The sequence below is a fragment of the Ruegeria sp. BI7 genome, assembly GCF_056537925.1.
In genome coordinates this window covers 800,690-823,214 of sequence record NZ_JBQFSK010000001.1, presented here as the reverse complement: position 1 = coordinate 823,214, position 22,525 = coordinate 800,690, and the positions used below count along the sequence as shown (strand labels likewise).

Genomic DNA, 22,525 nt, shown 5'->3' with positions numbered 1-22,525 from the left:
AGTAGGATATGGATTTTATGGCGAGGTAACACATGGCCCGTTCCGAAAAAGGCTCCATCGAAAAGTACTTTAAGAATGACGCCCCGAAAGAGGTGCGTTCGGCCATCGAAAAGTCCGAAAAAGGCGACATCCTGAACCCCACCTTCCCTTACGACGAACGAATGAAGCGTAAGGAATACGAAAAACAGATGGAAATGCTTCAGATCGAACTGGTCAAGATGCAGTCCTGGCTCAAGGAAACCGACCATCGCATATTGCTTATTTTCGAAGGTCGGGACGCCGCTGGCAAAGGGGGCACGATCAAGCGGTTCCGCGAAAACCTGAACCCACGCGGCGCACGCAATGTTGCGCTAAGCAAACCCTCGGACACTGAGCGCAGTCAGTGGTATTTTCAACGATATATCGCACATTTGCCTGCCGCTGGTGAGATCGTGTTCTTTGACCGCAGCTGGTATAACCGCGGTGTTGTTGAAAACGTCTTTGGCTTTTGCACAGCAGAAGAACGTGAACGGTTTTTCCGACAGGTCCTGCCGTTGGAAACCGGTTTGGTGAATGACGGGATCAAACTGTTTAAATTCTGGCTCAATGTCGGGCGAGCAGAACAGCTCAACCGTTTTCTGGCGCGTGAAACTGACCCACTGAAGCAATGGAAACTCAGCCCGATTGATATCGCGGGTCTGAACAAATGGGATGAATACAGCCAGTCGATCGAAGAAACCCTGACGCGCAGCCACACGGAACACTGCCCCTGGACCATCGTGCGATCCGACGACAAGAAACGCGCGCGGCTGGCGGCCATTCGTACGGTTCTGCACGCGCTGGACTATGACGAAAAGGACGAAGACGCCATAGGCGCGAATGACCCCGATATCTGTGGCGGGCCAGAGATTTGGGATGCGTGACAGGTGGTGGACGAATGTCTTTTCGCGAATTATGTCATGAATTCTATAACTTGAAAAAGGGCACCTGAAGCAGGAATGACAAAACGCGGGTATCACCACGGGAACCTGAAACAGGCTTTGATCGAGGCTGCTCTGTCTCTGATCGAAGAAAAAGGTCCGACCGGCTTTACCCTGTCCGAAGCTGCGAAAACCGCCGGCGTCACCCCCGCTGCGGTTTACCGGCATTTCCACGGGCGCGAAGACCTGATCGCCGAAGCCGCCCGGCAAGGGTTCGAGATGTTCTCGGATCTGATGCAATACGCCTATGACAAGGGCCAGCCCTCGGCGCTCGCCGCGTTCGAGGCGACAGGCCGTGCCTATCTGGCATTTGCCCGCAAACATCCTGGCCACTACATCGCGATGTTCGAAAGCGGGATTTCGATCAATCGAACGCCTGAACTATCCTTGGCCGCAAACCGTGCCAAATCAGTACTGGAGAAAGCGGCGGCTGATCTGTCGCAACACATTCCACCGGAAAAGCGCCCGCCCGCATCCATGTTCAGCGCCCATATCTGGGCCATGAGCCACGGCGTTGTTGAACTTTACGCCCGCAACACTGGCGCCAGTTCCCCATTTTCACCCGAAGACTTGCTGGAATCCGGCATCGGCATTTATTTGCGGGGTTTGGGGTTGGTGCCGCAGGACGACTGACAATCAGAACCTGCTCAGCGGCTGTGGCGCGCTGAGGCCAGAGGTGACGTTAATCAACTCCATTTCCCCCATGCCTTTGATATCCACGCGCCCGATATCCGCGACCTGGAACTCATCAATCAAGGCAAATTTCATCTCTTCTGGGGCGACGATATGCATTGGGTTTGCAAAGACTTGCAGGCGCGAAGCAATGTTCACAGCCGGACCGAACACGTCATAGACGTATTTCTGTATCCCAACGACAGAGCCCACCGCAGCCCCCATGCCAAGGCCAATCCGGGCCTGCCATTTATGGGGGTGACTTTCGTTTCGCCGCTCCAGATACCGTAGGAAGCGAACGGCGCAATGTGCCACGGCCGTGGCATGATCCGGTGTCGCGTCAGGCATACCAGACACCGCCAGATAGGCGTCACCGATGGTCTTGATCCGCTCGCATCCGAATTGTTCGACGATACGGTCGAACGCGGTGAAAATGTCATTCAACTCGCTTAGCGTGACGGTTGGATCGGTCTTGGCGGCGAAATCGGTAAAGCCCACGAAATCCAGCATCACCACCGACACCTGATCATATAGTTGCGGCGTGACGACACCGAAAGTCTTGAACTCTTCGTACACCGCCCGCGGCATTAGGTTTAGCAACAACCGCTCGACACGCTCTTTCTCACGCTCCAATTCGCGCGTGTTGCGTTCGACCATTGTCGAGTAGCTATCGATCATGCTTTCCAGCTCGCGGATGCGAGTAATGTTCTGGCATTCCACAACCAAAACCTGTTCAGACAAGCCATTCGCGAGCGATACAGCCGTTGCAAAAATCAGCGTTCTGCGTTTTGGCTTGATCTGCAATTCAACGGTGTATCGAAGCCCCGATTGCTTGACGTCCTCCAATTCACGCTGATCCAAAGATGGGAGCAAATCCAGCAGCGTCTGTCCTTCGGTCGGAACCCCAAACCATTCGGCAAACGGCCCATTGTGAAACACAAAACTCAGGTCTGAGGCACGCACAACAGCCACGCCAACTCCGATCGCCCGCAGCAACTGTTCGTTTATCGCTGAAATACTCATGCGGCGTCACGGGTTACAATAATTGCGCGTTTGGATTCAATGGCGTTCAAGGCGATCTTGATGTGACCGTCTTCCATACCGTGCATAGAAAGGGCCTCGGCAAATAGTTCGGCCATCTCATCAAAATCCGCATGAGAGATATTCAGGTGTCGATGAACCGCCTCAATCCTGTCATCGCTAAAAGAAGCAGGACCACCAACCAGAGAAGACACGAACTTGGTCTGGTGATCGATCAGGCGCGGCATGTCGATGTCTTCGAAATGACCACCGATCTGATCGGAGTCCAATGCCATTTCATAGAACGTCATAACGATCCGACTGATCGTTTTGAATCCGCCGTATCTTTCATAGATTGTCTGACTCACACCGCACACCCAAGCTTCAACCACAAAAACACTGAAAGCTTATATCAAACTGACAGTTTTGTTAACGCTTATGCGAGGGTTACCAGATCAATGGTCACGAACGCCCTTTGGGCGGCCTATGTAACAAGTTAGACGTTCAGGTCTTCGGCGCAGGGAATAAAGCCCGCAAACCCACCCTGTGCCAACAACCTGTCCTGCCCGCCTGCGCGCCAATACAGTTTGCGCCGCGCGGCTTGCAGCTCGCGGCGTATACGGAACCCCAATGGCCCCTTGTCCAACCCGCTGTTGGTTTTCTGATCCTGCGACCGCTCACTGACCTTTACGGGTTCGGCAGTCTGATCCTGCTGCTTGGACCACATCATCTGCACCCCCACAGCCGGAAAACACTGACACATGCGCCAGTCGGGACGTGGGAGCGAGATAAAGTCGTCCAGATGGTCCGAATACTCCTCAGACCAGGACAGCAGTTTGCGACAAGCCGCTTGCGTCAGAATGTAGGCAGCAGAACTGGGGGCCATTTCCAACATTGGGCGAACTGGAACGTCTGCAATCGACTCAAGCGGCCCAAACCGCATGGAACGTGGCGAATAATCCAGCTTGATCAGATCAAAACCCGCATCATCCGCCAGCAAAGCCGCGATGGCGGCCCCGGCCTGAGCCGACATTTCAACGTCATCCTCAAAAATCGCAACCTTGCTCAGGTTCTGATCCACAGCAACCCGCCAAACGGCCCGGTGGCTTTCAAAGCAGGCGATTTCGCTTTGTGTCAGCCCCCATCGGGTACCGGCGCCGGGAACGTAGCAATTGTCATCCAGTGCGCCGGGTTGCTGACCGTCCACTGCGCTGAACCGCTGTGCGCCACGCAATCCTGTGTCGGCGAACTGACCTTCCATGAACTCGGCCCGCTCGGGCACCCGATCCAGGTTAATAAAATAGGCAGCAGCTCCCGATGGCAGTTCGTAATGTCCCACGGCGCATCCTTTCAAACACTGTCGTCAGATACACACCGCTGAGCCGGACAATCAACCCCACCAGGGCGTGACCACGCTGACCCTTGCCGTCAACGTGAGGCAGGAAAGGCAGATCGCCCTTCCTGCCGATCCGATCAGGTGCTGATCGTGTTGTGTTCGGGGCCATAGGGGAAGCCGGTGATGTTTTCGGCTCCAGAATCCTCGACCACAAGGATGTCATGCTCGCGATACCCGCCTGCGCCTTTCTGGCCTTCGGGGATCCACAGCATCGGTTCAATGGATACGACCATACCGGGCTCCAGCACAGTGTCGATGTCTTCGCGCAGCTCAAGCCCAGCCTCGCGACCGTAATAGTGGCTGAGAATGCCGAAGGAATGACCATAGCCGAACGAGCGGTATTGCAGCAAACCTTCGTCAGCGAAGAACCGGTTGATCTCTTCACAGATTCCAGAGCAGGTCGCGCCGGGTTTGATCAGGCTCAGGCCCAACTCATGCGCAGCGACATTCGCCTTCCAGATGCGCAGGCTTTCGGCGTCGGGTTCACCCAGAAACAAGGTGCGTTCCAGCGCAGTGTAATAGCCCGAGATCATCGGGAACGTGTTCAGCGACAGGATATCGCCCTTTTGCAGCGCCCGTTTTGTGACCGGGTTATGCGCCCCATCGGTATTCAGACCGGACTGGAACCAAACCCACGTGTCGCGATATTCTGCATCTGGATAGGCGCGCGCAATCTCAGCCTCCATCGCGTCGCGACCGGCCATGGCGATCTCAATCTCGGTCGCGCCTTCGCGGATCGCGGCGTGGATGGCCGCGCCACCGACATCAGCCGTACGCGCACCACCTTTGATCAGATCAATTTCTTCCGCGGATTTCACCATGCGCGCAGCCATCGTATCCGGTGCGATATCCACCAGTTCCGGCCCGCCCAACATGTCCAACGCCGTATCGCGCATCGCCAGTGTCATGTGATCGCCCTCGATACCGATCCGTCCCGCAGACCCAATCAGGCTGGCCACCGCACGCCAATAGTTGTTCCGTTGCCAATCGGTATAGATCACATTCTCTTCGACCGAGCGCCGCCAAGGCTGGCCAGCGTCGATATTCGCCGAAACCGTGGTGCAGCTTTCTTGGGTGACAACGCAGCCATACGGGCGTCCAAACGCGCAATACAAAAAGCCCGAGTAGTAGGCGATGTTGTGCATCGACGTCAGCAGCACCGCCGGGATATCACGTGCCGCCATCGTCGCACGCAGGTTGGCTAGGCGTCGGTCATATTCTGCCTTGCTAAACGGCAACGGCGCCTTGTCACCATTGTGGCTGGTGAAGAACTCGGGGCGATTGATCAGGTCTTTCATCTTCTCTCTCCTCAATGCCGGACAGGCAAAGCCCGGCCACAAGTCCCGGCGTTCAGGACAAGCGGCCTCGGGAACCGAGAGCCATGCACCCCGCGTTGCGTCACGACGCCATCGTGACCGAGGTGCATGGTGAAATCGCTAAATCAGCTTTCGAGTCGCGTCAAGCCGGGCTGAGACCCCGCAAGCGTTCAGACCGACGCCGCAGCAGTTCGACCGTGGTCAGCAGCGCAATCGAGATCACAACAAGAATGGTCGCAACCGCCAGAATGGTCGGGCTGATCTGCTCGCGCAGGCCAGTGAACATCTGCCAGGGCAACGTTTTCTGACTGGCCGAACCGACGAACAAAACCACAACAACCTCATCAAACGACGTGATAAAGGCGAACAAGCCACCCGAGATTACGCCCGGCAAGATCAGCGGCATCTGGATTTTGAAGAAGGTCCGTACTGGCCCTGCCCCCATATTCGCCGCGGCCCGCGTCAGGGATCGGTCAAACCCGACCAACGTCGCCGTCACCGTAATGATAACGAACGGAATACCCAGAACCGCATGAGCCAGAACAACTTTGATGTATCCGACAAAGTTCTTGTCCATGCCCAATGTTCCCTCCATGAAACGACCGATGTCGCTGTAGAAAAAGAACATACCCGTGGCCGAAATGATAAGCGGCACAATCATGGGCGAGATCAGGATACCCATGATCGCCCGACGACCGGGCACGTGCGACTGGCTGAGACCAATGGCAGCCAGCGTCCCCAGTGAAACCGATATGACGGTCGCGATTGGCGCGATAATCAGCGAGTTTTTGAAACTGCGCTGCCATTCATTGTTGGTGAAGAAATCACGGTAATGCTTGAGCGAGTAGCCTTCGGGGTCCAAACGCAACATCTCAGGCGTGAAGGTAAAGAAGTCCTGCGCGTTGAACGATAGCGGCAAAACCACAAGGATGGGCGTGATCAGGAACACGAAGATCGCGCCGCAGATAACCCGAAACAGGTAATGTCCAAACACCTGCTGGCCCGTCAAATAGGGCAGCAGCCTTTGCCGATAGCGCCCTTCGTACAGCCAGAAGATGAAGAAGGCAAAGAACCAACCGGCCAGCAAGCCGACGATCAACCCCGTGAATCCGGCGAACAGAAAACCGATCACCCCCATCCCAAGAATGGTGATCCAGCGTGCGACACGTTCATTGTCCAGAACCGTGATATAGACCCAGGCCAGCGCCGCCATCAGCGCGGCACCTATCAGGATGCCCAGCAGGGCACTGCCCTGCCCGGCCCCGACGAACATGCCGAGGAAACCTCCGGCGGCGGCGACTGTGGGCAGAACCATCGACAACGGCTTGCGGGATATTGGTGTAAGTGCTGCCATGATATTTATCCCAATTTCACGTTATCGATGCCCACGATCTTGTCGTAGCACCAGTACAGAAGCATGACGACCGCCAGCAGGATCGTCCCCAACGCCGCAGCCAGTCCCCAGTTCAGCGAGGACGAGATGTGATACGCAATCCGGTTCGATATGAAGACACCCTTGGTGCCACCCACGATCTCGGGCGTGATGTAGTAGCCAATGGCCAGAATGAACACGAGGATCGAACCGGCCCCAATTCCCGGAATGGATTGTGGGAAGTAAATTCGCCAGAAGGTGGTCCAGTTGGTGGCCCCCATCGACTTGGCCGCACGGGTATAAGACGGCGGGATCGTCTGCATCACCGAATACATCGGCAGGATCATGAACGGCAGCAGGATATGCGTCATCGCGACTATCGTGCCGATCTGGTTGTTGATGATCACAAGTCGCGCATCATCTGCGACCAACCCAAGCCAAACCAGAGTTTCGTTAATGACACCTTGTTGTTGCAGCATCACTTTCCAAGCCGAAGTTCGCACCAGAAGCGATGTCCAGAAGGGCAACAGCACCAGGATCATTAGCATGTTCGAAACACGCATCGGCAAATTCGCCAACAGGTAGGAAACCGGATAGGCCAGCAGGATACAGGACCCAGTAATGATCAGGGACATGAACAGCGTACGGCCAAACAGCTTTACAAGTATCTGCTTGTCTTCCGGCTGCGCAGCAACGCCGTCGGGCGTCAGCCTTAAATCGACGGCTGCAAGAAAATAGCCGGGGGTCACGTTTCGGGAATGGGTCTTGATCACACGCCAGTTTTCGACGTCCCCCCATCCTTTGTCCGCGTCAATAAGCTTTTCTTTGAACGGCGCATCCGTTTCAGGGTCCCATTTCCGGATTTTTCGACCGGATTTACGGAACAGGGACGAGATGCCCGGTTCTTCATAGTTCAACCGTGATCCCAACCGGGTGTGTTTCTTTTCAGCAACCGCAATGATCATGTCATTGACAAAGGCGTCATAGACGGCCTCGTCCGGCAGTTCGCCGCTTTTTTCATCCCAATTTTCCAACGCCACGACCGTCAGAGGCAGCGTTTTTTCCACGATACCGTTTTCCACCGAACGGAACAGCATCGACGCAATCGGAATTATGAACGAGAACAGAACGAACAGAAGAAGGGGCGCAATCAATAACAGAGCGCGCAGCTTTTGCCGTCTTAATGAACGTGCCAGAGATTGCTTGAGCGGCGTTCCGTCCGCGGCCAGCATCGGTCCTGCGTTTTGGCTTGCGTCAGTCATCAGTGCCCCTTGGTTTTATGGGTCAAGGGGCAGCGTGCCGCCCCCTGACTGGTTTTTTGAACTTGAAAGGTTACTGCGACAGCCAGGCCTGGAAACGTGCGTCCAGATCATCGCGGTAGTCAGCCCACCATTCGTAGTTGTTCACAAAGGTGTTTTTCGCGTTACGCGGATCAGTCGGCATGTGCGGTGCCATGTCGATACCCAGATCGGCATGCTTATCGACCAGAGGCGCCGAGGACTTACGTGCCGGACCATACGAGATGTATTTTGCCTGATCCGCCAGACGCTGTGTATCGGACGAGAACCGGATGTAATCCAAGGCCCGTGCCTCACGCTCAGGGCTCAGACCAGCCGGGATGGCCCAGCCGTCCAGATCAAACATCTGCCAGTCCCAAGCCATGCCAACAGGCTGATTCTGCTCGACAATCATCGAGAACAGACGGCCATTATAGGTGGATCCCATAAAGATCTCACCATCAGCCAAAAGCTGAACCGGCTCGGCGGCGGCCGACCACCAGATCGTCTGGTCCTTGATCGTGTCCAGCTTGGCCAACGCACGTTCAACACCCTCTTCAGTTTCAAGCGTGTCGTATACGTCTTCGTACGCTACGCCATCACAAAGCAGGGCCCATTCCATATTGGCGATCGGGCGTTTGTTGAGTGCACGTTTGCCTGGATACTTCTCAAGGTCGAATACGTCACATGCTCCGGTCGGAGCATCTACACCTTCAGGCACCATATCGGTGCGATAGCCGAAGGTTGTCGAATAAACAATCGTCGGAATGTAGCAAGGCGAGACAAGCTGATCGCCAAAGTCCTCAGACGCTGGTGTCCCATCAGGCGCAGGGGCCAGATGCACGTCTGGGTCGATTTCAATAATCAGGCCTTCGTCGCAGGCTCGAATATTGTCAGCGGCTTCAAGATCGACAACGTCCCACGTGACGTTGCCCGCTTCGTTCATAGCGCGCAGCTTGGCAACACCTTCGGGCGAGCTGTCATCATTCAGAATGGTGACACCAGTCTTTTCCGAATAGGGCTCGTGGTACGCTTTCAACTGCGATTTGGAATACGCGCCGCCCCACGAGACGATTGTCATCTCTTCGGCCATAGCGCCACCAGCAATTGCGGCAACCGCACTCGCCAATAGAGTGGTTTTGGTAACTTTCATTGTTAACTCCCTGTTATTCCCGTTAATTTTAGCTTTTCAGATCAGGTCACGGGGTGCCTGATCATCTGATATCCCGCGCGTCCGGGCAGAGCGCGCGGGTATTTCCCTGCTCAGGCGTCAAGCGCCCGGCAGTCATGGGCCAGCCAGCCGATTTCAACCTCTTGGCCCGGCTGCAGTTTTACCGCATCCGGCGCGTTTCGGGTTTTGATGATGAAATCGTCGTTCCCCGCAACAGACAGGCGGAAACGGAACACGTCACCCATATAGATGAATTCTTTGACCGTTGCCTTCAGCGTATGCGCATCTGCGTGCAGACGGTCTTTGTTGAACTCAACCCGTTCGGGACGGATTGAAACCTTGGTCCGATCTCCCGGGTTGTGGACGTTTACCGGTTTGGCGTCAATCTCAGACCCATCGTCCAAAGCCACCACGCATGAATCGCCGTCGATGGATTTAACAACGCCTTCCAACGTATTGTTTTCGCCAATAAACTGCGCAACGAAGCTATTTTCGGGTTCTTCGTACAGAAGATCAGGTGGGGCCAATTGCTGAATGCGCCCATCGTCGAACACTGCGACACGGTCCGACATCGTCAACGCTTCGGTCTGGTCGTGTGTCACATAGACCGTGGTGATCCCAAGCTCATGCGCCAGTCGGGTGATTTCAAACTGCATATGTTCGCGCAGCTGTTTGTCCAGCGCGCCCAGCGGTTCGTCCATCAGCACCAATTCGGGTTCGAAGACCAGCGCCCGCGCCAAGGCGATACGCTGTTGCTGACCACCCGAAAGCTGCGCCGGGCGGCGGCTGCCAAAGGCCCCCATCTGAACCATATCCAGCGCGCGCTTGACCTTTTCCTCGCGCTGATCCTTGCCCATTTTCCGCACTTCCAAAGGAAAGGACAGGTTTTCGGCCACGGTCATGTGCGGAAACAGGGCATAGTTCTGGAACACCATCCCGATTCCACGTTTATGCGGGGGAATATTGTTGATCGGTTTCCCGTCCAACATGATCTCGCCATGTGTGGCGGTTTCAAACCCTGCCAACATCATCAGGCAAGTTGTCTTGCCAGACCCTGACGGGCCCAACATTGTCAGAAACTCACCTTTTGGTAACGAGAGGTTTAGATCTTTTACAACGAGTATTTCACCATCATAAGACTTCTGGACACGTTGAAACTCGACGAACGCAGCGTCATTGGACATATACCGACTTGGCTCCCTGTGCGGTCTGTTGGTTGCCCGGTTTATCCGGATCTCAAAGACCATTGGGGACATTTAAGGACATGCAGGGCGCGCCGTGCAACCAAAAATATATTTGAAGCACTACAATTTTAGATACGGTTACCCCTTCAATGATGCGAATTCAGTTCCCGCATGTGCCACGCAAGGCTTTGATTGCTGGACAAAACCGGCTTTCCTAGCCGCTCCTGAATCTCACGGATCGCATCAAAAGTTCTTAGATTTGTGCAGCTTAGAAAAATAGCTTCAACCGAAGAATCAGCCCCAAGCTTGAGCGCTGCATCAACCACAGAGCGCCGCGAAATGCGCACAACTTTCGATTCTTCAGCCTCTCCGAACGAGCCGAAAACATCCATTGAAACCCCGTTTTCGGCGAATGCCCGACGTAATGGTTCGTTCACATCTTGTATATATGGCGACAGCAGCGCGAATTTTGAGACTCCCAAATGCGCCGCGCAAGCAGATGCGGCACGCAAAGGGTTGGTGACCACGGCAGTATTGCAGGTCTCTTGCACCATACGCTCGACCTGTTTGGATCCGATGACCGAACTGGCGGATGTGCATCCATATCCAACCACCTTGTAGGGGCGAATTTTCGGCAGCAAATCCGCCGCTGCGGGCAAAGCCTTTTCCATTTGCGCCAAGGTATCAGTCGTAACTTCTGTCCCACTTGGAATACGCGAGACATAGATCGGATAGGTTCGATCGGCGAAATAGGCATTGAACTCTGGCTCAATGGTCTCATCCGTTTGCAAAACGATCAGGCCCATTGGTGAGGCAGCTGGATCATCCGCATCCAACGTATAGGGAAGATAGCTCATATCTGGGGCAACTCCGGGCCGACTCTTGGGCTGATAAAGCGCGGTGCGCCTTGCGTGATGACGATATTTTCTTCGTGGACCAGTATTTTATCGCCCACGGCGATGCCTGGCTCTAATGTCAGGACCATCCCGGGTTCCAATACCGTGTGATCCGATGGGATCAGAGAAGGCCATTCCGTCAACGACATGCCAAGGCCATGTCCCAACCTCCCTGCACCGGTGTCTTCGCTGTTTCGGGACAAGATCGCGTTCATTGCGTGGAACAGATCAGCTGCAGTTGCGCCTGGGCGTGCCGCTTCAAACCCCGCATCTGATGCTTCGATCAACGTGGCATAAGCGTCGCGCACCTGCGCCGACGCCTGCCCGACCGACCAATTTCGGTCGTAATCGCAAAAATACCCGTCCCACACCAAACCCGTGTCCAGCATTAAAACATCCCCCGGCACCAATGCGGTTGGACGGGCTGGAGAAATCACATCGGCATACCCGCCCTGCTCGGCCCCGCCAGCCAGATACGGCACCCAATCCGCGCCTTCCTCAAGGCACAGCATCTGAAAACGGCGGAACACCTCGTCCAAAGCAACATCTTCTCCGGCGATCTCGGGCACGCGTTGAAAGGCCCTGCCCCCGATTGAGCAGGCGGTTTCGATCTTGGCGATCTCTGCCTCGGATTTCACCATTCGCAACGCACGGAGAATACCTCCGTCGCTGCCCAGACGACGGGAACCCAACCTTTCCTGCAACCTGTTAAGATCGGCCAAAGGCATGCGAGCATGGGTTTCGTGACCATCCGGCAGACCGATTACCGCATCTGCAGGGCAGATTTCGAACAAAGCGTCGGCCAGCAGGCTAACACCATCGTCGGTCAAGTCTGGTGCGCTCCAGGTGCGAATGTCTTCGATCCAGGTTGTCGCCATCAATGCCGACCCGATCGAGGGGATGACAGCGATCGGTTTGCCAGTTGCGGGCACGATCAGGTACCACGGGCGTGTCGGGCTTTCCCAAAATCGGGTCAGGTATCCTGTAAAATAGCGAACCTCGGGTTCTGTGGTCAGCAACAGCGCCGACAGCCCCTCTTGCGCCATCCGATGTTGCGCACGCTCGGTCCGCGACTGGAATTCGGACGCTTCAAAGCCCCTCATTCGGCAATCTCTGAGATAATGCACAGAACACGAGCATTTGGTTCGATGCCCAGACCCGCCCGCGCATCCGCATTCATCACGGCGGCAACCCCCGCCCCGCCCGAAGCCGTTGTAGCGATGCCAGCATCGGCCATTGCGGGAAGATGTTCAGTCACCTGTTCATCGGTCAGCGTCAGGAAACTGTCGGCATCCCTCGCCAATCCGTTCAAGGCAATCAGAGACGGTTCCTTGCAATCGAGACGCCCCATGACGCTGTCCGGACCATCGGCGAACACGCAAGCGCCAGCCTCAATACTGGCTTGCAAGGCCGGAGCTGCATCAGGTTCGACAACGATGATCTGAGGTTCTTGTCCCCAAGCCGTCCTCATATAGGCTGCGGCCGCTCCGGCCAAACCACCAACACCGGCCTGCAACATGATATGGGTCGGCACTTGCGGGCATTGGCGCACAGCTTCGGCGGCCATCTGCAGGTACCCCTCCATCAGAGTATGCGGCAGTTCGTAATACCCCTCCCACGAACTGTCCGACAGCAATATCCATCCGTTATCCTGCGCTGCTTTACTTGCGGCCTCCATGCTGGCGGCATAGTCCACGCCCTCGCGCACAACATCAGCACCCTGCGCACGCAGGCGTTCGGCAAAGCTTTCTGGTACGGTGTCTGCGATAAAGACGACAGAATTGGCCCCGAAACGGCTCGCACCGGACGCGACGCTTAGGCCGTGATTGCCTGCGCTGGCGGTGACATAGGTCCGACCAGCCAGTGTCGAGGCGTCCGGGTTTTCCGCGATATCCGCCGCGTGGCGCGCGATGACATAGGCCGCACCCAAGGCTTTGAACGACCCCAGATCCATCCGACCACGTTCATCCTTTGCCCACAGGTGTGCGACATCGGCCAACCCCTTCACTTCGGTCAGAGGCGTTTCTTTGTCCGACAGGCAGCGTGCGATCAATTCTGACGCGCGCGCGACATTGGTCGAAGGGTACGGCGCGGCCTCGATCAGTTTCTGGCCGCCGCGATGAGGGTTGGATGTGATTTTCAATTGAGCGTCTTTCCTGAGTTGCCCATTGACGTGATCGGATTCGTCAAGTTCTGTCAACAAAACTCGGTCACCACAGGAGCGTCCCATGGCCCATGCCAATCCGGCATTCAGCCCATCTGAGTATGATCGTCGGCTGGCAAAGACGCGTGCTGCCGTGGCAGCAGCTGGTCTGGATGCGCTGTTCATTGAAGACCCGTCTAATATGACATGGCTGACGGGATATGAGGGTTGGTCATTCTACGTGCATCAGGGCGTATTGGTTCTGCATGACCGTGACCCGATTTGGTGGGGCCGCAATCAGGACGCCAACGGCGCGCGGCGCACGGTCTGGATGAAAGACGATCGGATTCGCGGATACGCGGATCACTATGTGCAATCGACCGTCCGCCACCCGATGCAGGACCTTGCGGCTTTGATCCGGGACAGTGGACTGTCAGCGGGTCGGATCGGTGTCGAATTGGACAACTACTATTACTCGGCCAAGGCGCATCTGACCTTGATGGCCGAACTACCGAAGGCCGAACTGGTCGACGCGAATGGGCTGGTGAATTGGCAACGCGCGGTGAAATCGGATGAAGAAATTGCCCTGATGCGCAAGGCCGCGCGGATCTCGGAACATGTTATCGACGGTGTGCTTGACCGGATCGAACCCGGCCTACGTAAGAACGAACTGGTCGCGCAGATTTACCACGATACGATCCTGGGTGTGGGCGAGGATTGGGGGGACTATGCCGCCATCGTGCCGCTGTTGCCTTCCGGCTCGGATGCTGCCGCCCCGCATCTGACATGGGATGGTGCGCCGTTCAAATCCGGCGAATGCACATTCTTTGAACTCTCTGGCTGTTACCGCCGCTACCACACGCCTTTCTGCCGCTCAGTTTTTCTGGGTCAACCACCCGATTATCTGCTGCGAGCCGAAGCGGCGTTGGTCGAAGGGCTAGAGGCCGGGCTGGACGCTGCCCGCGCGGGCAATCAGGCGCGGGATATTGCACTGGCTCTGGCTGTCCCTTTGGAACGCGCCGGAATCGAACGCGGTGCGCGGTGCGGCTATCCGATTGGCCTCAGCTATCCGCCGGATTGGGGCGAGCGCACAATCTCATTGCGCCCCGAGGATGAGACCGTTCTGGAACCCGGCATGACCTTCCACTTCATGCCCGGTCTCTGGATGGACGACTGGGGGCTTGAGATCACCGAGTCGATCCTGATCACCGAGACCGGAGCCGCGGAGTGCTTTTGCAACCGGCCCCGAAAACTGTTCGTAAAGCCATGACCCTATTAAGAACCACGGAAATCCTTGCCGATCTGATCGCCTTTGAAACGGTATCCGCTGACAGCAACCTTGAGATCATCCGCTATCTGACCGACCGCCTTGAGGCTTTGGGCGCGCGCTGTATCGAAACGCGGGACGCGACCGGGAAAAAGGCCAATGTCTTTGCCACGCTTGGCCCGGATATGGCGGGCGGCATCCTGCTGTCAGGCCATACGGATGTGGTTCCGGTGGCCGATCAGGACTGGACAACGAACCCGTTTGAGATGACCGAGAGAGACGGTAAACTCTACGGTCGCGGCACCTGTGACATGAAAGGGTTTATCGCCGCCGCGCTGGCTTTTGCCGAAACGCTGGACGTAAGAAAGCTGACCCAACCGCTGCATTTCGCCTTTACCTATGACGAAGAAACCGGCTGTCTGGGCGCGCAGAACCTTGTCAGTGACCTATCCGAGCGCGGCATCGTACCAGACATTGCCATCATCGGCGAACCGACCGAGATGCGCGTGATCGAAGGGCACAAGGGATGCTTCGAATACACCACCAGTTTCGTCGGGCTTGAAGGGCATAGTTCGGCCCCTGATGACGGCGTCAATGCGGCTGAATACGCGGCGCGCTATATCGGAAAGCTGCTGGAACTGCGTCATATCTTGAAATCGCGCGCCCCAAAGGGCAGCCCGTTTGAACCACCCTGGACCACGGTCAATGTCGGGCGGATCTCGGGCGGTGTTGCCCATAATGTTATTGCGAGCAAAGCCGAGGTCGCGTGGGAAATGCGCCCTGTACAATCCAGCGACGCCGAACTGGTCAGAAACACCCTGTCGGATTACGTCAAACACAGCTTGTTGCCCGAAATGCAGGCCGTCCACCCCGAGGCGAGCATCTCGCAGGAAGCCGTGGCCGAGGTTGAGGGTCTTGAGCCCATGGACGAAAACGCCGCGCGCGAGCTGGTGACCGAACTGACCGGTGCCAATGGCACCGGCGTCGTCGCCTTTGCCACCGAGGCCGGTCTGTTTCAGCAACTGGGCGTTCACGCCATTGTCTGCGGGCCGGGCTCAATCACCCAAGCGCACAAGGCGGACGAGTATGTCGAGATCGAGCAGCTTGATCTGTGCTGCCGAATGCTGAACCGCCTGGGCCGCCGCCTGATCGCTTAACCAGCTCCGTGTGTGCGGTTATAGGCCGAGCGCGCGGGTTGCACATGCGCGGCGCGCGCATCCTCGCCCGGATCATAGACCTCCATCACCAGCGGATAGCAGGCGGCAGCGTCCGAGGAATGCTCCGACGAACAATCCCCTCCGGGACAGGCCGAAAGACCGACGATCAAGTCGATCTCGGCGTAGAACTCAAGATAGTCGCCGGGGCGCACCGGGCTTGCCTTCATGAAATACTGCCCGGTGTCTCGGGTGAACCCGGTGCACATGAACACGTTCAGGACGTCATGCACCAGCATCTCGGCCTCGTGCAGCGGCAGGTTGCAATGGCTGGCCAGCGCACGGGTCAGGTTGGAATGGCAGCAATAATGGTAATCGTCGCCGGACAACAACCGCCCCGTATAGGGATCGCAGCGCGTGCCGATTACGTCATGGACCGAACCGCCGAACGCGTCGAACCCGTACCAATCCAGCGTATCATCGACGACAGTCGCCATAGGGCGCATGTTGGGAAAGCTCGACCACATGCGATCCCCGGTCGACAGATGGGTGCCGTGCAAAGCGCGGGTTTTGCCGGAATAGAACCGCTCGGACAGGTCGTGCTTGTTCCACATGTTCAGGTCGCCGACCTGCGGCCCATCGACCGACAACACCCGAACAAACGCGCCTGCGGGTACGTCGATACAGGCCGCATCACGTGGCGCTGCGATGGCCTCGGCGGTCTTGCTGGCCCCCTGCCGCAGTTTGGCCAACGCGGTCAGGTCCGGTTGCGTCAACGTCTCGGGCGGGTAGCAAATGACCGGTTGGATGGCCTTGCGGTCATCTGCATCCGTTGGTGCCGCGAAGTTCGGGTTTACCAGTTTCATCAACGCTCTCCCCATGCTTTTGCACAGGCTTAGCGCATAATGAACGGGTTCGCCATCGGCTCCTGCGCGGTGTTGATCCAGGTTGTTTTGGTTCTGGTGTAATCCAATATTGCCTCAACCCCGGCCTCGCGCCCATAGCCCGATTGGTTGAACCCGCCAAAGGGCGCAATCGGTGAGATCGCACGATACGTATTGACCCAGCAAATCCCTGCTCTGATCCGTTTCGACACCCGATGCGCCCGCGCGAGATTCTGCGTGAACACGCCTGACCCCAGCCCATAAGGTGTGCTGTTCGCCAGCGCGATCGCTTCATCCTCGGTATCAAACGGCAACAGAGACATCACTGGCCCGAACATTTCGACCTTCAGCGTTTCTGTATCAGCCGAGGCGCACTGAACCAGTGTTGGCTTCATGTAATTCCCCGGTCGATCCGCGATCTCGCCCCCAAAGCGGACCGTCGCGCCCTGCCCGCGCGCTTTGGCCAGCGTCTCCTCGATCCGTCGCACCTGAGTTGCGGTGCAAAGCGGCCCCACATGCGTTTCCGCCTGCAGCGGGTCGCCCAGCCGGATGCCGTTGGCCTTTTGCTCAATTCGTTCGATCAGCGGTTCCAGAGTGGATCGATGCACCAAACCTCGTGTTCCTGCTACGCAACTCTGCCCCGAGGCGCCAAAGTTCCCGGCAATTAGACCATTGGCCGCGCCATCCAGATCGGCATCTTCAAACACCAGAATAGGGGATTTGCCCCCCAGTTCCAACGAGGTGACAGCAAAGTTCTCGGCCGAGTTGCGCACCACATGCCGCGCAGTCTCTGGCCCACCCGTAAAGGCAATACGGTCAATATCCGGGTGGCGGGTCAGCGGAATGGCGCAGTTTTCAGCGTCACCCGTGATGACCGAGACGACGCCGGGTGGAAACCCGGCCTGTTCAATCAACCGCGCAAACTCCAGCATCGGCGCAGGCGCAATTTCTGAAGCCTTCAAAACGACCGAGCACCCCGCCGCCAGTGCCGGACCCAATTTGGTCGCCGTCAGGAACATCTGCGCGTTCCATGGCACGATGGCAGCAACAACTCCGATAGGTTCGCGGGTCGTAAAGACGTGCATGTCGGGCTTGTCAATAGGCAGAACCGTTCCTTCGACCTTATCCGCCAGACCCGCGAAATAGCGGTAGTAGTCCGCTACATAACCCGTTTGTGCCGAAGTTTCCGCCAGCAGCTTGCCGCTATCGGTCGTCTCCAGTTCACCCAACTTAGTCGCATGTTCGGCCACCAGATCGGCCAGCCGGTACAACAGCTTGCCTCGTGCGGTCTGCGTCATATCCCGCCACGCCGGATCGTCCAGAACGCGTTTGGCAGCCGCAACTGCGCGATCGACATCCGCGGCCGAGGCACAGGCGAACGTGGCCCATCCCTGCCCCGTCGCTGGGTTTTCTGATGTCATGACCTGTGCGTTTGACCCTTCGGACCATTTGCCATCAATGAACAGTTGAAAATGCGGAAGATTTCCCATGGTGGTCCTCACTGAAAAGCTGGCATAACGTCGTCGATGAACCGCGCCAGAGAGGCGCGTTTGCGTTCGTTGGTCATGCCGCTGTCGACCCAGAACGAAAATTCATCATATCCCAGATCCTCGTACCGTTTGATCCGGTCAATCACCTGCTGCGTGGTTCCTACGGTCAGATCGCGGCCCAGCTTTTCGGTGGTATACATCGGGTTGGCGTCCATTTCGGCCTGCGTGATCGGTTCGATCAAGCCCTGCTGGATTGGTCGTTTATTCAGGAACCACGCACCGAAATAGTTATAGTAGCGCCGCAAATCCTGAATGCCCTGCGCCACGTCGTCATCATCCTTTCCAACATAGGTGTGATGCAGCAACATGATCTTTGGACGCGGCCCCGCATAGGTGTCGCAGGCATCGTTGAAGCGGCCCATCAGCGTTTCGATCTCCTCCATGCCCTGCCACAGCGGCGTGACCTGAATGTTAAATCCGTTATGGACGCCGAACTCGTGGCTGTTCGGGTCTCGAGCGGCGATCCATATAGGCGGGCCACCATCCTGCAACGGTTTCGGGGCCGAAGTCGTGGCCGGGAAGGTATAGAACTCACCATCATGCGCGCAGTCCCCTCGCCAAATTTGCGGCAATAGTGGCGTAGACTCTCGCATCCTTTGGCCGGCTTCCCAAGCGTCCATCTCGGGCATCAGACGCTCGTATTCAAAGGAATAGGCCCCGCGTGCAATGCCCAATTCGATCCGGCCCTTGGTGATCTGATCTGCCGCTGCGGCCTCACCGGCCAGCTTGATCGGATGCCAAAATGGCGCGACCACCGTACCCGTGCCAAGGCGCACATTCTTTGTATGATGCGCCAGATCGACCAGAGACAGGAACGGATTCGGCGCAATGGTGAATTCCATGCCATGATGCTCGCCCGTCCAAACCGCGCGCATGCCGCCCTCATCGGCCATTTTCACCAGACTAACGAACTCGTCATACAGAACGTCTTGCGGCTGATCCGGCGTCAGGCGTTCCATATGGGCAAACAGCGAAAACTCCATCAATCGGCTCCTTTAGCGAAAACTGTGAATGTCGCCGCGTTCGGCGTCGCCCAGATACAAGGCGAAATCCCCGGTCTGAACCTCGCGTGCAAAGCGGGTCATCATGTGGTGAATGCCTTGGGTGGCGAAGGTCAGGTTGGGCAGGTTCGCAACCGGTACCCACTGGGCATTCGTAGATGCGCAGGGCTGATCTGCTGACGCCAGGAAAAACGTATATTGCAGCTTGGTCTCGGCGTCATTGAACGACGAATAAACCTGTTCGATCCGCGCATGGATACCGCGTTCCGACAACCCCTGCGCCAGCCTGTTCCGTTGACCACCAGTCTCAGCACCCGAGACTTGAACCGGGCGAAACGCAGCGCCATGGCGTTCCAGAAGCACTTGGTCGCCAGCAGTAATAATCGCACCGCAAACCGTTGGGACTTTGGCGTCCATTTCGGCCTCAAGACCCAGGCTGAAATACGATCCGCCCACATAGCCTAATCCGTCGCCTGCAACGTGTGAGAATTCAAGCACACGGCCCATCAGGATGGTATGATCGCCTGCCGGAATGGCCTGATGGGTTTCGCAACAAAACTGCGCCACCGCTCCGTCAATCAGCGGCAAGTCATGCTCGCCGTTATGATGGGGAACTTTCGCGAACCGGTCGCCTTTATACCCTGCAAAAGTGTTCGAAACCTCTTGCTGACCTTCAGCCAGAATGTTGACGGCGAAATGACGGCAATCGGTGAACACTTCATAGCTGGACAGGAACTTGCCTGGGCACACCAGCAGCAGCGGCGGGTCTAGAGACACCGAGGAAAACGAGTTTGCCGTGAATCCAACCGGCACGCCATTTTCATCGCGGGTGGTCACCACTGTCACGCCGGTCATGAAGCTGCCAAAGGCATCGCGCAGGGCGCGTGGGTCCAACGTGGTCATGTCAGGCACTCCTGAACAAAGGGCAACAGCGTGGCGTTGACCTGCGCCGCATGGGTCATCGGCATCATGTGTGCTGCACCGGGGATGATCTCTGCCCGCCCCTTTGGTGCAAGGCTGGCCATCTGTAGCGACATAACGGGGGTCGAGTTCGGCTCATCCGCGCCGGTCACAAACATGGCCGGACATGTAACCGCAGCCAACTGCGCTTCGGTCGGGCCGTCGCTTTCGGCAAAGACCGTATAGGCCGCCTTATAGGCGCGTGGATCGACCTCTTGCAGCCATCGCGCGCAGGCGTCGCGTTCCGTTAATGCACTCTCTGCAAACCACCGGCGCAGAGTGACCGAGGCGTCGTTCGGCTGCTGCGCATCAAGCGCATGAGCCCGCGACAAAACCGCTTGTCGCGCCGCGTCAGAGCGCTTGTAGATGGCGTTCAGGGCCGCAACCCCTTTGACATTTCGATTGTCCGAGGCCGCTATTTGCGTCGCAATCAGCGCACCCATCGAATGCCCGATCAGCACCGCAGGCTCGTTCAACAACGCGGCAATCGGCGCGGCGAAGCTATTCAGTCCACTTGACGCGGTAAATGGCGTTTCCCCGTGACCCAGCATGTCCGGGCAAACCACGCGATACCCAGCAGAAACCAAAGGCTCGATCTGCCCGCCCCATGCTTCGGCCCGCAGACCGACGCCGTGCAACAGCACGACCAGAGGCCCCTCGCCCACGTCAATCGCGGCCAGATCATCGAACTTAGACCGAGGCCGGGTTGTCCACGTCATGACCCAAATCCTTCAAGTCCTGATAACGATCCCCGATCCGGTGGTGCGGACGCCCCGTCGTCGCCCCGCCCAGCACAATTACAACCTCATCAGCGCGCGGTGCGTCGGGAATGGCGAATTGCAGCGTCAGATAATGCGACCGGCGACCGGCATCGTTCTTGTCCATCAGCGGCACCATGATCGGTGCGTTGGCTGGCCCTCGGGTATTGGTGAAAGACAGGTAGGATTTCGCCCCAACCGCCTGCCGGAAATGATTACCGAAATGCAGCGTGTGGATCAGGCCCGAGGCATGCTCGACCTCTCCGTCCAGCCCGACAACAGCGGCCTTACCATAGGCTTCGATTGCATCGCCGCTGCCAGCCAACGCAATCATTCGTCCGGTCAGTTCCTCACCTAAAACAGGGGCAAAGCGCAGAATCTCAGGCCTCAGGTCCTCGACATAACGTCCGGCCCACGGGTTGGTGACCACAGCCGCCACCGCGAACATCCGCCATGGGCGGTCTGCCTTGCGAAACCCTTCAACCAGAACCTCTTCGTCGTAGGTCACGATTTTTCGAATATTTGGCTGCACAAACGCCCCCTGTGATTGATTGGCAAACTATCCTCGGCCAGGGGCTGCTTTGACAAACGAAAGAACTTTGGTCTTAGGTATTAGTGACTCTAATATGTAGGTTACAAATGCCCAAAACCCTGCCCCCGCTCACGTGGTTCAGATCGTTCGAAGCCGCCGCACGACGGCTCAGTTCCACCGCAGCCGCTGATGAGATCGGCCTGACGCAATCCGCCGTCAGCCAACAGATCAGATCGCTGGAAACGCGGTTGGGTGTGGTGTTGTTTCACCGCCACGCGCGTGGCCTGTCGTTGACCGACGAGGGCCGCAAGCTGCTGCCACAGGTCGAAGCCGCGCTGGAGATGCTGCACTCGGCGGCGTCACCGTATCTGGCCGAGGAACGCGCGCGTCACCTTACCGTTGCGGCGTCGGTCAGCGTGCTGGAATGGGTGATATCCCCCGCGTTGCCGCATTTCCGGTCGCGAAACCCGGACACATCCGTGCGTTTTGTCAGCACGATCTGGCCGGATGAATACTCGGCCTCTCGCGCGGACATCGAAATACGGTTCGGATCTGCAAAACAGGTGGGTCGGGACGCAACCGAACTGTTGCCCAATGACCTGATCGCGGTGAAATCTCCCCAGTTGGACGGCGACTTGCCGGACCTGCCTTTGATCGAGGCGGTCGGCACATCCGGCAATTGGTCGTCCTGGTCCGAGGCAACTGGGTACACAATCCCAACCCCCACCTTCTACGTGGATTCTTACGGTCTCGCTCTACAACTCGCCACCACCGGAAACGGGGTGGCTTTGGTCAACGCTTTGGTCGCGGAACACGCATTGCGCACCGGTCGGGTCAAACGTGCCACCGAAGCTTCGGCCCCCGCAACCGAAGGGTATTTTCTGGCGGTCCAACGCCGCTCGTCCGAGGTAGACGCATTTCTGGATTGGTTTTCCGGCGCACTGCCTGAGATAAGTCGCATTTAACGTCTGATTCAAACAAGTGGATGTCGCATCTGAGGATATCCAAGGGCC

22 protein-coding genes are annotated in these 22,525 nt (G+C 57.2%); 5 read left to right on the top strand and 17 right to left on the bottom strand.

Features of this window, described 5'->3' with window-relative positions:
• Positions 1 to 32: 32 nt before the first annotated feature.
• The gene (gene ppk2, locus ACR0JB_RS04070) at positions 33 to 902 is read left to right on the top strand and encodes a polyphosphate kinase 2 (protein ID WP_170375068.1); all 870 of its coding nucleotides are present in this window, start codon (positions 33 to 35) and stop codon (positions 900 to 902) included.
• Between the two features lie 75 nt (positions 903 to 977).
• A complete protein-coding gene (locus ACR0JB_RS04065; protein ID WP_170393826.1) occupies positions 978 to 1,592 on the top strand; it encodes a TetR/AcrR family transcriptional regulator in 615 nt (204 codons plus the stop codon).
• 3 nt (positions 1,593 to 1,595) lie between these two features.
• Here ACR0JB_RS04065 and ACR0JB_RS04060 read toward each other — a convergent pair whose 3' ends face one another.
• The 11 genes from ACR0JB_RS04060 to ACR0JB_RS04010 form a co-directional block, all read right to left on the bottom strand.
• The gene (locus tag ACR0JB_RS04060; protein ID WP_170348517.1) at positions 1,596 to 2,654 is read right to left on the bottom strand and encodes an adenylate/guanylate cyclase domain-containing protein; all 1,059 of its coding nucleotides are present in this window, start codon (positions 2,652 to 2,654) and stop codon (positions 1,596 to 1,598) included.
• Positions 2,651 to 3,019: a group I truncated hemoglobin gene (locus ACR0JB_RS04055; protein ID WP_170348516.1), complete on the bottom strand. Its 369-nt coding sequence runs from the start codon at positions 3,017 to 3,019 to the stop codon at positions 2,651 to 2,653. Before ACR0JB_RS04055 ends, ACR0JB_RS04060 begins: the two co-directional genes overlap by 4 nt.
• A gap of 128 nt (positions 3,020 to 3,147) precedes the next feature.
• On the bottom strand, positions 3,148 to 3,990 hold the full coding sequence (locus ACR0JB_RS04050) for a glycosyltransferase family 25 protein (RefSeq protein ID WP_480789696.1): 843 nt from the start codon (positions 3,988 to 3,990) through the stop codon (positions 3,148 to 3,150).
• Between the two features lie 134 nt (positions 3,991 to 4,124).
• Complete coding sequence (locus tag ACR0JB_RS04045; protein WP_480789695.1) at positions 4,125 to 5,345, bottom strand: aminopeptidase P family protein; 1,221 nt, start codon at positions 5,343 to 5,345, stop codon at positions 4,125 to 4,127.
• A 160-nt stretch (positions 5,346 to 5,505) separates the two neighbouring features.
• The gene (locus ACR0JB_RS04040) at positions 5,506 to 6,717 is read right to left on the bottom strand and encodes an ABC transporter permease (RefSeq protein ID WP_170348513.1); all 1,212 of its coding nucleotides are present in this window, start codon (positions 6,715 to 6,717) and stop codon (positions 5,506 to 5,508) included.
• Between the two features lie 5 nt (positions 6,718 to 6,722).
• Positions 6,723 to 7,997, bottom strand: coding sequence for an ABC transporter permease (locus ACR0JB_RS04035; RefSeq protein WP_480789694.1), 1,275 nt, complete (start codon positions 7,995 to 7,997; stop codon positions 6,723 to 6,725).
• A 70-nt stretch (positions 7,998 to 8,067) separates the two neighbouring features.
• Positions 8,068 to 9,165: an ABC transporter substrate-binding protein gene (locus tag ACR0JB_RS04030; protein ID WP_170393819.1), complete on the bottom strand. Its 1,098-nt coding sequence runs from the start codon at positions 9,163 to 9,165 to the stop codon at positions 8,068 to 8,070.
• A gap of 110 nt (positions 9,166 to 9,275) precedes the next feature.
• Positions 9,276 to 10,367 carry an ABC transporter ATP-binding protein gene (locus ACR0JB_RS04025; RefSeq protein ID WP_170348510.1) on the bottom strand — a complete coding sequence of 364 codons (1,092 nt, stop codon included), beginning with the start codon at positions 10,365 to 10,367 and terminating at the stop codon, positions 9,276 to 9,278.
• A 146-nt stretch (positions 10,368 to 10,513) separates the two neighbouring features.
• Positions 10,514 to 11,224, bottom strand: coding sequence for a maleate cis-trans isomerase family protein (locus ACR0JB_RS04020; RefSeq protein WP_170505099.1), 711 nt, complete (start codon positions 11,222 to 11,224; stop codon positions 10,514 to 10,516).
• Positions 11,221 to 12,366: a M24 family metallopeptidase gene (locus ACR0JB_RS04015; RefSeq protein WP_170393815.1), complete on the bottom strand. Its 1,146-nt coding sequence runs from the start codon at positions 12,364 to 12,366 to the stop codon at positions 11,221 to 11,223. Before ACR0JB_RS04015 ends, ACR0JB_RS04020 begins: the two co-directional genes overlap by 4 nt.
• Positions 12,363 to 13,406 carry a pyridoxal-phosphate dependent enzyme gene (locus tag ACR0JB_RS04010; protein WP_170394323.1) on the bottom strand — a complete coding sequence of 348 codons (1,044 nt, stop codon included), beginning with the start codon at positions 13,404 to 13,406 and terminating at the stop codon, positions 12,363 to 12,365. Before ACR0JB_RS04010 ends, ACR0JB_RS04015 begins: the two co-directional genes overlap by 4 nt.
• Positions 13,407 to 13,491: 85 nt before the next feature.
• Between ACR0JB_RS04010 and ACR0JB_RS04005 the strand changes: the two genes are divergently transcribed.
• Both ACR0JB_RS04005 and argE read left to right on the top strand, forming a co-directional pair.
• Positions 13,492 to 14,676: a M24 family metallopeptidase gene (locus ACR0JB_RS04005; protein ID WP_170393813.1), complete on the top strand. Its 1,185-nt coding sequence runs from the start codon at positions 13,492 to 13,494 to the stop codon at positions 14,674 to 14,676.
• Positions 14,673 to 15,830, top strand: coding sequence for an acetylornithine deacetylase (gene argE, locus ACR0JB_RS04000; RefSeq protein WP_170505341.1), 1,158 nt, complete (start codon positions 14,673 to 14,675; stop codon positions 15,828 to 15,830). The genes ACR0JB_RS04005 and argE overlap by 4 nt, the downstream gene beginning before the upstream one ends.
• Here argE and ACR0JB_RS03995 read toward each other — a convergent pair.
• Genes ACR0JB_RS03995 through ACR0JB_RS03970 form a run of 6 tightly spaced genes read right to left on the bottom strand, consistent with a single transcriptional unit; the run spans position 15,827 to position 21,512 of the window.
• Positions 15,827 to 16,693 carry an urea carboxylase-associated family protein gene (locus ACR0JB_RS03995; RefSeq protein WP_480643730.1) on the bottom strand — a complete coding sequence of 289 codons (867 nt, stop codon included), beginning with the start codon at positions 16,691 to 16,693 and terminating at the stop codon, positions 15,827 to 15,829. The two genes, argE and ACR0JB_RS03995, sit on opposite strands and share 4 nt — an antisense overlap.
• Before the next feature lie 29 nt (positions 16,694 to 16,722).
• Entirely contained in the window at positions 16,723 to 18,201 is a 1,479-nt protein-coding gene (locus ACR0JB_RS03990; RefSeq protein WP_170505089.1) for an aldehyde dehydrogenase, read from the bottom strand.
• 8 nt (positions 18,202 to 18,209) lie between these two features.
• Positions 18,210 to 19,244: an LLM class flavin-dependent oxidoreductase gene (locus ACR0JB_RS03985; RefSeq protein WP_170505086.1), complete on the bottom strand. Its 1,035-nt coding sequence runs from the start codon at positions 19,242 to 19,244 to the stop codon at positions 18,210 to 18,212.
• Positions 19,245 to 19,256: 12 nt separating this feature from the next.
• A complete protein-coding gene (locus tag ACR0JB_RS03980) occupies positions 19,257 to 20,165 on the bottom strand; it encodes a flavin reductase family protein (protein WP_170358163.1) in 909 nt (302 codons plus the stop codon).
• Positions 20,162 to 20,941 (bottom strand): alpha/beta fold hydrolase, encoded by a 780-nt coding sequence (locus ACR0JB_RS03975; RefSeq protein WP_480643729.1) that lies wholly within the window; start codon positions 20,939 to 20,941, stop codon positions 20,162 to 20,164. The genes ACR0JB_RS03980 and ACR0JB_RS03975 overlap by 4 nt, the downstream gene beginning before the upstream one ends.
• Positions 20,913 to 21,512, bottom strand: a complete 600-nt coding sequence (locus ACR0JB_RS03970; RefSeq protein WP_170505080.1) for an amino acid synthesis family protein — start codon at positions 21,510 to 21,512, stop codon at positions 20,913 to 20,915. The genes ACR0JB_RS03975 and ACR0JB_RS03970 overlap by 29 nt, the downstream gene beginning before the upstream one ends.
• A gap of 107 nt (positions 21,513 to 21,619) precedes the next feature.
• Here ACR0JB_RS03970 and ACR0JB_RS03965 point away from each other — a divergent pair, with 107 nt between their 5' ends.
• Positions 21,620 to 22,477 carry a LysR family transcriptional regulator gene (locus tag ACR0JB_RS03965; protein ID WP_480789693.1) on the top strand — a complete coding sequence of 286 codons (858 nt, stop codon included), beginning with the start codon at positions 21,620 to 21,622 and terminating at the stop codon, positions 22,475 to 22,477.
• Positions 22,478 to 22,525 lie beyond the last annotated feature (48 nt).

What these genes read in the sequence shown, in the direction of transcription:
- ACR0JB_RS04020 (WP_170505099.1), bottom strand. Translation starts at nt 11,224, where the DNA reads ATGAGCTATCTTCCCTATACGTTGGATGCGGATGATCCAGCTGCCTCA.
- ACR0JB_RS03995 (WP_480643730.1), bottom strand. Translation starts at nt 16,693, where the DNA reads ATGAAACTGGTAAACCCGAACTTCGCGGCACCAACGGATGCAGATGAC.
- ACR0JB_RS04005 (WP_170393813.1), top strand. Translation starts at nt 13,492, where the DNA reads ATGGCCCATGCCAATCCGGCATTCAGCCCATCTGAGTATGATCGTCGG.
- ACR0JB_RS03965 (WP_480789693.1), top strand. Translation starts at nt 21,620, where the DNA reads ATGCCCAAAACCCTGCCCCCGCTCACGTGGTTCAGATCGTTCGAAGCC.
- ppk2 (WP_170375068.1), top strand. Translation starts at nt 33, where the DNA reads ATGGCCCGTTCCGAAAAAGGCTCCATCGAAAAGTACTTTAAGAATGAC.
- ACR0JB_RS04065 (WP_170393826.1), top strand. Translation starts at nt 978, where the DNA reads ATGACAAAACGCGGGTATCACCACGGGAACCTGAAACAGGCTTTGATC.
- ACR0JB_RS04025 (WP_170348510.1), bottom strand. Translation starts at nt 10,367, where the DNA reads ATGTCCAATGACGCTGCGTTCGTCGAGTTTCAACGTGTCCAGAAGTCT.
- ACR0JB_RS04060 (WP_170348517.1), bottom strand. Translation starts at nt 2,654, where the DNA reads ATGAGTATTTCAGCGATAAACGAACAGTTGCTGCGGGCGATCGGAGTT.
- ACR0JB_RS03985 (WP_170505086.1), bottom strand. Translation starts at nt 19,244, where the DNA reads ATGGAGTTTTCGCTGTTTGCCCATATGGAACGCCTGACGCCGGATCAG.
- ACR0JB_RS03975 (WP_480643729.1), bottom strand. Translation starts at nt 20,941, where the DNA reads ATGACGTGGACAACCCGGCCTCGGTCTAAGTTCGATGATCTGGCCGCG.
- ACR0JB_RS03990 (WP_170505089.1), bottom strand. Translation starts at nt 18,201, where the DNA reads ATGGGAAATCTTCCGCATTTTCAACTGTTCATTGATGGCAAATGGTCC.
- argE (WP_170505341.1), top strand. Translation starts at nt 14,673, where the DNA reads ATGACCCTATTAAGAACCACGGAAATCCTTGCCGATCTGATCGCCTTT.
- ACR0JB_RS04015 (WP_170393815.1), bottom strand. Translation starts at nt 12,366, where the DNA reads ATGAGGGGCTTTGAAGCGTCCGAATTCCAGTCGCGGACCGAGCGTGCG.
- ACR0JB_RS04030 (WP_170393819.1), bottom strand. Translation starts at nt 9,165, where the DNA reads ATGAAAGTTACCAAAACCACTCTATTGGCGAGTGCGGTTGCCGCAATT.
- ACR0JB_RS04040 (WP_170348513.1), bottom strand. Translation starts at nt 6,717, where the DNA reads ATGGCAGCACTTACACCAATATCCCGCAAGCCGTTGTCGATGGTTCTG.
- ACR0JB_RS03980 (WP_170358163.1), bottom strand. Translation starts at nt 20,165, where the DNA reads ATGACCACGTTGGACCCACGCGCCCTGCGCGATGCCTTTGGCAGCTTC.
- ACR0JB_RS04035 (WP_480789694.1), bottom strand. Translation starts at nt 7,997, where the DNA reads ATGACTGACGCAAGCCAAAACGCAGGACCGATGCTGGCCGCGGACGGA.
- ACR0JB_RS04045 (WP_480789695.1), bottom strand. Translation starts at nt 5,345, where the DNA reads ATGAAAGACCTGATCAATCGCCCCGAGTTCTTCACCAGCCACAATGGT.